7 protein-coding genes are annotated in these 6265 nt (G+C 73.5%); 2 read left to right on the forward strand and 5 right to left on the reverse strand.

The window, feature by feature from the left end; genetic code table 11:
* Window positions 1-431, forward strand: a 431-nt coding sequence (locus ACWEVO_RS26900; RefSeq protein WP_452310291.1) for an HPP family protein, incomplete at its 5' end; no start/stop codon positions are given.
* Between the two features lie 20 nt (window positions 432-451).
* On the opposite strand, the gene ACWEVO_RS26905 is transcribed toward ACWEVO_RS26900, so the two are convergent.
* The 5 genes from ACWEVO_RS26905 to ACWEVO_RS26925 all read right to left on the reverse strand — a co-directional run bounded on the left by ACWEVO_RS26905 (window position 452) and on the right by ACWEVO_RS26925 (window position 5393).
* A complete protein-coding gene (locus ACWEVO_RS26905) occupies window positions 452-736 on the reverse strand; it encodes a putative quinol monooxygenase (protein WP_452310292.1) in 285 nt (94 codons plus the stop codon).
* 50 nt (window positions 737-786) lie between these two features.
* Complete coding sequence (locus ACWEVO_RS26910) at window positions 787-1545, reverse strand: MerR family transcriptional regulator (protein WP_452310293.1); 759 nt, start codon at window positions 1543-1545, stop codon at window positions 787-789.
* 153 nt (window positions 1546-1698) lie between these two features.
* Window positions 1699-2337: a hypothetical protein gene (locus tag ACWEVO_RS26915; protein WP_452310294.1), complete on the reverse strand. Its 639-nt coding sequence runs from the start codon at window positions 2335-2337 to the stop codon at window positions 1699-1701.
* A 128-nt stretch (window positions 2338-2465) separates the two neighbouring features.
* Entirely contained in the window at window positions 2466-4760 is a 2295-nt protein-coding gene (locus ACWEVO_RS26920) for a putative bifunctional diguanylate cyclase/phosphodiesterase (protein ID WP_452310295.1), read from the reverse strand.
* A 78-nt stretch (window positions 4761-4838) separates the two neighbouring features.
* On the reverse strand, window positions 4839-5393 hold the full coding sequence (locus tag ACWEVO_RS26925; protein ID WP_452310297.1) for an ArsR/SmtB family transcription factor: 555 nt from the start codon (window positions 5391-5393) through the stop codon (window positions 4839-4841).
* Between the two features lie 84 nt (window positions 5394-5477).
* Here ACWEVO_RS26925 and ACWEVO_RS26930 point away from each other — a divergent pair.
* Window positions 5478-6265: S41 family peptidase (locus ACWEVO_RS26930; protein WP_452310298.1), on the forward strand; the 788-nt coding region annotated here is incomplete at its 3' end.

The raw sequence follows: 6265 nt of genomic DNA on the forward strand, positions 1-6265 counted from the left end.
GCGCGCTGCTGCTCGCCACGATGGCCCTGCTCGCCGCCGCCGAGCGGCTGACCGGACGGGACGTCTTCGCGCTGCCCTTCGTCGCCTCGGCGGCCGTGCTCGCGATGGCGCCCCGGGCGCCGCTGGCCCGACCAGCCGCGCTGCTGCTCAGCTATCCGACCTGCACGGTCCTCGCGGTCGCCGTCACCACCGTCATCGGCTCGTCGGCATGGGCAGCTACGGCCGCCGCGGTGCCGTCCGTCGTGCTCATGCTGCTGCTCCGCGCCCCGCACGCGCCGGCCGCCGTCGCCGCGGCGCTGATCGGGTTGACCGGGCCCGGCCCGGCCTACCTGCTGGACACGGTCCTGCCGGCCGTGGCGGTCGTGCTCGCCGCCGCCCTGATCGGCGGGCGGCTCCTGCCCTGGTACGACTATCCGCCAACCTGGCGCTGACCGGGCCCGACCGCGACGGGTCAGGGCGCCTCGACGCCGGAGATGCGGAACTTGTGCACCTCGGCGCCGCGGATCGCCGCCGCCTGCTCCTCGCTCGGGCCCGACCCGCGGAAGGCCAGCAACTGCTCGTCGGACTCCCACCGCTCGTACACGTTGATCCGGCCCGGCTCGACCAGGTCGGCGCTGACCGCGAAGTCGACGCAGCCGGGCGCCGAGCGGGCCGCCCGCACGGCCTCCACACACGAGGCCAGGTAGGCGTCCCGCTCGGCGGGATCGACGTACAGGGTGCCGGCGACGATGATCACGAGACCTCCGGTGGCTGAGCCGTCCGGCCCATCCTGCCAGCCAGGTCGGGTCAGGCCCGGCTGATCGCGTTGGCGTGGATCGCCCCGTTCAGGTACGCGGCCAGCCCCGGCCGGATCTTCTCGTAGTACGCGGTGAACCGCGGGTCGGCCACGTACATGTCCGCCAGCCCGGTGTGGATCTCGTACGAGCAGTCGTAGAACCAGCGGCCGATGAGCTGCCGGTGCTCCTCCGCGAGGGCCATCGCCTCCGGCCCGTCGGCCGGCGCGCCCGAGTCCATCAGCGCGGTGATCCGCCGCCCCCAGTCCTCGTTCTCGGCCTTGTTGCGCTGCCAGTCCTCCTTCGAGTAGCGCGCCGTCCGCTCGGCGGACTGCCGGTACGCCTCGGTGCCGCCCCAGCGCCGCTCGGCCTCTTCGGCGTGCTCGTCCGGGTCGAAGTCCCCGAACACCTCGAACCGCTCCTCCGGGGTGAGCTGAATGTCCAACTTTCTCGCCTCCATCGCGAACTCGATCGCCGTGACCATCTCCTGCAGCTTCCCGATCCGCCCGGTCAGCAGGTCGTGCTGGCGCCGCAGGTGCGGCAGCGGGTCGCCGCCCGGGTCGTCGAGGATCTCGGCGATCTCCTCCAATGGGAACCCCAGCTCCCGGTACGCGCGGATGAGCTGCAGCCGCTCCAGGTCGGCGTCGTCGTAGCGGCGGTAGCCGGCCGGGCTGCGCCCGCTCGGCGACAGCAGCCCGATCTCGTCGTAGTGGTGCAGCGTCCGTACGGTCACCCGGGCCGCCCGGGCCACCTGACCCACCGTGTACGCCATGGCTCCCTCCCTTCCGCGACCAAGGCTCCCGCCTCCCGTTGCGTGAGGGTCAAGCCGATTGTGCCGCCGGCCGGCGGGAGCGGGCGGGACAGTGATCGCCCCCGGCCTCCTGAGGGGTGGAGGAGGCCGGGGGCGGTCGGGTGGTGGACCGGGTCAGGCGGTGACCCGCTCCTTCGTCCGCTCGGGGGCGGCGAACGTCTCGCTGGCCGGGGTGCGGAAGGCGTGCCACAGACCCGCCACCGACAGCAGCAGGAGCAGCGCCGCGCCGAGGTACATGGCCAGGGCGCCCTGCCCGGCCTTGCGGCCGAACTCGCTGAAGCCGTACGAGGTGAGCAGCATGCCGCGCAGCGTCTCGCCCTTGAACACGGTCTCCCGCTGGGCGCTGACCTGGGCGAGCTGCTTCTGCAGGTCGGGCAGGTTCGCGGCCTTGGCCTGCTCGGCCTGGGCCACCTGAGCCTTCAGGGCCGACTCCGGCGCGCCCAGGTCGGCGTAGGTCTTGCCGCCGCCGATCGCCTTGAGGTGCAGGCCGATGAACTCGTTGGCGTAGCACTCGGCCTGCTTGCCGGTGGTGAGCCGCTTGCCGGCGTACTCGCGCAGGCAGTCCGACTTCTTTTCCTCGTCGGTCAGCGTGCTGGCCGGCTTGAAGCTGATGTGCTGGGCGGCGAGCTGGTCGTGCACGTAGTTGTTGGCGAAGTTGGCGTTCGTGGTGAGGACGATGCCCACGACGAGCAGCAGGACCGCGAGGCCCAGCCCGCCGATGCTGAACAGCAGATCCAGCGTCCGTCGCTTCATGTCGAGCTCCTGTATGGATGGTGGCGGCTAGCTGATGTCCGTTCCATCGTGGCTGCCCGACGTGGGTCCCGAGCAGGGCCGAACCCCCCGTTCCGGCCGGGACCTTAGACCCCCTCACCCCGGGCCGGTCAGCGGGTGGCGTCGACCGGGGTGAGCGCGGCGAGCAGGTCGGGCAGGGCGGCGGGGCGGCCGTACCGCCAGCCCTGGCCGTGTACGCAGCCGATCGCGGCCACCGCCGCGTGCTGAGCGCCGGTCTCCACGCCCTCGGCCACCACCATCAGGTCGAACGCGCCGGCCAACCGGTTGACCATCTCCACAGTGGCGTACGCCCGGCCGTCCTCGGCGTCCAGCCGGGCCACGAAGGACCGGTCGATCTTCAGCTCCGTCGCGGGGATGCGGTGCAGGTAGCTCAGCGAAGAGTAGCCGGTGCCGAAGTCGTCGATGGCGATCCGGATGCCGAGTTCGCGCAGCTGGGCCAGCCGGCCGAGCACCTCCTCGCTCCCGTCGATCAGCGCGGACTCGGTGAGTTCGAGGGTGAGCGCGTCCGGCGGCAGGTCGGCCGCCTCGACGGCTTCGGTGACCGTGGCGATCAGGTCGGGGCGGGGCAGGTGGGCGGCGGCGATGTTGACCGCCACGGTCACATCGGGGGCGTGCTGCCGCCAGGTCGCCGCGGCCCGGCACGCCTGCCCGAGCACCCACCGGTCGATCGCCAGGATCAGCCCGGTCTCCTCGGCCAGCGGCAGGAACTTCGCCGGCGGCAGCACGCCGAGGCGGGGGTGGCGCCAGCGGACCAGGGCCTCAGCGCTGCGGACGGTGCCGCTGGCCAGGTCGACGATCGGCTGGAACTCCATGAGCAGCTGCCCCTCGTCGACCGCACGACGCAGGTCGGCGATGAGTTCCGCCCGGCTGACCGCCGACTCGCGCAGCTCCGGGGTGCAGGAGCGGTACGCGGACTTGCCGGCCGCCTTGGCCGCGTACATGGCGATGTCGGCGTCGCGCAGCAGGTCGGTGTGGGAGGTGTGCTGCGGGCCGTACTCGGCGATGCCGATGCTGGCCGACGGGTGCACGCCGAGGTCCTCCTCGCCGGGCAGCGGTTCGAGGGCGGCGAGCAGCCGCTGCGCGAGCCGTTCGGGCGGCACCGGCCGGTCGCCGCCGACCAGCACGGCGAACTCGTCGCCGCCGAGCCGGGCGATCATGCCGTCGGCGCCGACGTTGTCGCGCATCCGCTCGGCGATGGTGGTGAGCAGCCGGTCCCCGGCGGCGTGCCCGAAGCGGTCGTTGACCTGTTTGAAGCCGTCCAGGTCGAGCAGCAGCACGGCGACCGGGCGGCCGTCGCGCAGCGCCCGGCGCAGCCGCCGGGTGAAGCTCAGCCGGTTGGGCAGCCCGGTGAGCTGGTCGGAGTACGCGAGCCGGCGCAGCCGGGCGACCAGCCGCAGGTTCTCGTTGGCGGCCAGTCCCTGGCGCAGCGCGAGGACGCCGAGCAGGGCCATCATGCTGACGAAGATCAGGTGGGGGGTCTGCCCGGTGGGCCGCCGGGCGAGCACCACCGCGACGATGGCGCCGCCGACCGGCAGGTAGGGCAGGGCCACCCGCCACCACGGCGGCAGTGGCGACTCGATGGTCTCGTCCTCGCCGTCGTCGGCGGCCGGCGGCGGTTGGCTGGTGGCGGCGCCCATCAGCAGGTAGCTCAGCGGCCAACAGACGTCGATCGGGTGGCCGGGGGCGTAGCTGCCGTGCGCGATGAGCGAGACGTAGACGGCGTCGGCCGCGGCGCGGATCGCGAGGCTGGCCCCGATCAGGGTGAGCGCCCGCCACATCGGCCGCGCCGGCCCGGCGACGGCCACCAGGATGGTGAGCTGCATCAGGTCGAACATGGGGTAGAGCAGCCCGAAGGTGCGCAGCGGGTCGGCCAGGTCGGCGGCGGCGATGTCGCGGAACACCACGACCCAGCCGATCGGGATCAGCGCCAGCGCGACGATCACCCCGTCGAGCACCGTACGGGCCTGCCCGATCAGGCTGCGCGGGGCGGCCAGGGAGCAGAGCAGCGCGGCGGTGCCGGTGACGATGCCGGCGGTGAAGAGCCCGCCGACCAGCAGAGTGTGCGGAAGGCCCTCCCCGCCGAGCCGTTCGATCGTCCACACCGTACGGCCGAGCGCGGCGAGCGCCATGGTGACGGCGAGCAGCGCCCAGAACCGGCGCAGCGATTCCGGGTGCCGGCGGGCCACCCGGGTGCAGGCCACCGCCGCCCAACTCGACACCGCCACCGCGCCGACGTCGCTGACCAGGGCCGCATTGGGCAGGCCGGCGAACAGCCAGCCGGCTTCGGCGAGTACGACGAAGGCGGCCGCGACGAGCCCGACGCGGCCGGCGAGCGGGGAACGGGCCCGCGCCGTCACGGCCGGGTCCACGTCCTGCTGGGGCACAACGATCGCTCCGGCTCTCTCTGGCGCGCACCTCGACGACGAGGACCGGGTTGCGGACGGCGAACGCGGCCAGCCTAGTCAGCGCGGGTTACCACCGCCAGGGCCGATCGTCACCGGCCACTTCAGCGGAGCAGCGGGCGCGCCGCGCCGGTAGAGGGCGACCAGGACGCCGTGGCGCGGTTGGCTGGTGTCGGCCTCCTCGGCGCCGGTGACGAGTTCCTCCAGGCTGGTCCGGAGCCGGTCCGCCTGCTCGGGGGTGAGCCGCAGGTGGCGCAGGTGCAGCAGCGGGTCGGGGTCGGCGACGAGTTCCTCGGCGACCGCGCCCAGCAGCGCGGCGGTGGCCCCGGCGTCGCCCTCGCCGCCGACGAGGCGGCGGAAGGAGCGTTCGTGGTACTGCTCGGTGCCGCCGCGGACCTGCCGGGTGTGGGCGGGGCGGACCAGGCCGGCCTCGGTGAGCACCTTGAGGTGGTGGGCGACGGTGCCCTTGGCGGCGCCCAGCCCGGCGGCGAGCTGGCTGATGGTGGCGGGCCCCGCGCCGAGGGCGAAGAGCAGCCGGTGGCGGAACGGATGGGCCAGCGCCTTGAAGTGGGCGGGGGTGCGGACGTGGAGAGCGTCGGGGAGTGGGTCGGGCACGACGTAAAGCGTCTAATTCTCTTGACGCTTTGTCAATCGGCTGCTCTACTGGCCCGCACACCACTGTGGAAACGGGGCAGGAAGATGCGACAGGACGAGATCACCGAGATCGTCGAGCGGTCCGCCAAGCTGGTCGCCGAGCACTACGTCTTTCCCGACGTGGCCGAACAGATCGCCGCCCACCTGGGCGACCGCCTCCGCGCCGGCCGGTACGCCGAGGCCGCCGACCCGGCGGCGTTGGGCGCGCTGGTCACCGAGGACCTCCAATCGGTCAACCGGGACCTGCACCTGCGCCTCAAGCACCACGCCACCGCGCTGCCCGAACGCGAAGAGGACCCGGACGAGGACGCCTGGGCCGAGCTGACCGCCCGGCACATGGGCGGGGTGGCGAGCGTGGAACGGCTCGCCGGAAACGTCGGCCTGCTGGACCTGCGGCCCTTCATCGCCCCGCCGCAGCTGGGCGGCGCGGCCGTCACGGCGGCGCTCGGGCTGCTCGCCGGCACCGACGCGCTCCTGCTCGATCTGCGCGGCAACCGGGGCGGCAGCCCCGACACGGTGGCCCTCATCTGCGGCTGGTTCTTCGCCGAACCGGTGCACCTGCACACCATGTACAACCGGGCCGGCGCGGGCCGGCAGTACTGGAGCGCGCCGCACCTGCCCGTGCCGGGGTACCACCCGGACAAGCCGGTGTACGTGCTGACCGGCCCAGACACCTTCTCCGGCGGCGAGGAGCTGGCGTACGACCTGCAGCAGCTGGGCCGGGCGACGGTGGTCGGTGAGCGGACCCGGGGCGGGGCGCACCCGCGGACCGGCTTCCGGGCCCACCCGCACCTGGAGCTGACCGTGCCGGTGGCCCGGCCGGTGCACGCGGC

This window comes from Micromonospora sp. NPDC003776 (genome assembly GCF_053605645.1).

What these genes read in the sequence shown, in the direction of transcription:
- ACWEVO_RS26910 (WP_452310293.1), bottom strand. Translation starts at nt 1,545, where the DNA reads ATGGCGTACACGGTGGGTCAGGTGGCCCGGGCGGCCCGGGTGACCGTA.
- ACWEVO_RS26915 (WP_452310294.1), bottom strand. Translation starts at nt 2,337, where the DNA reads ATGAAGCGACGGACGCTGGATCTGCTGTTCAGCATCGGCGGGCTGGGC.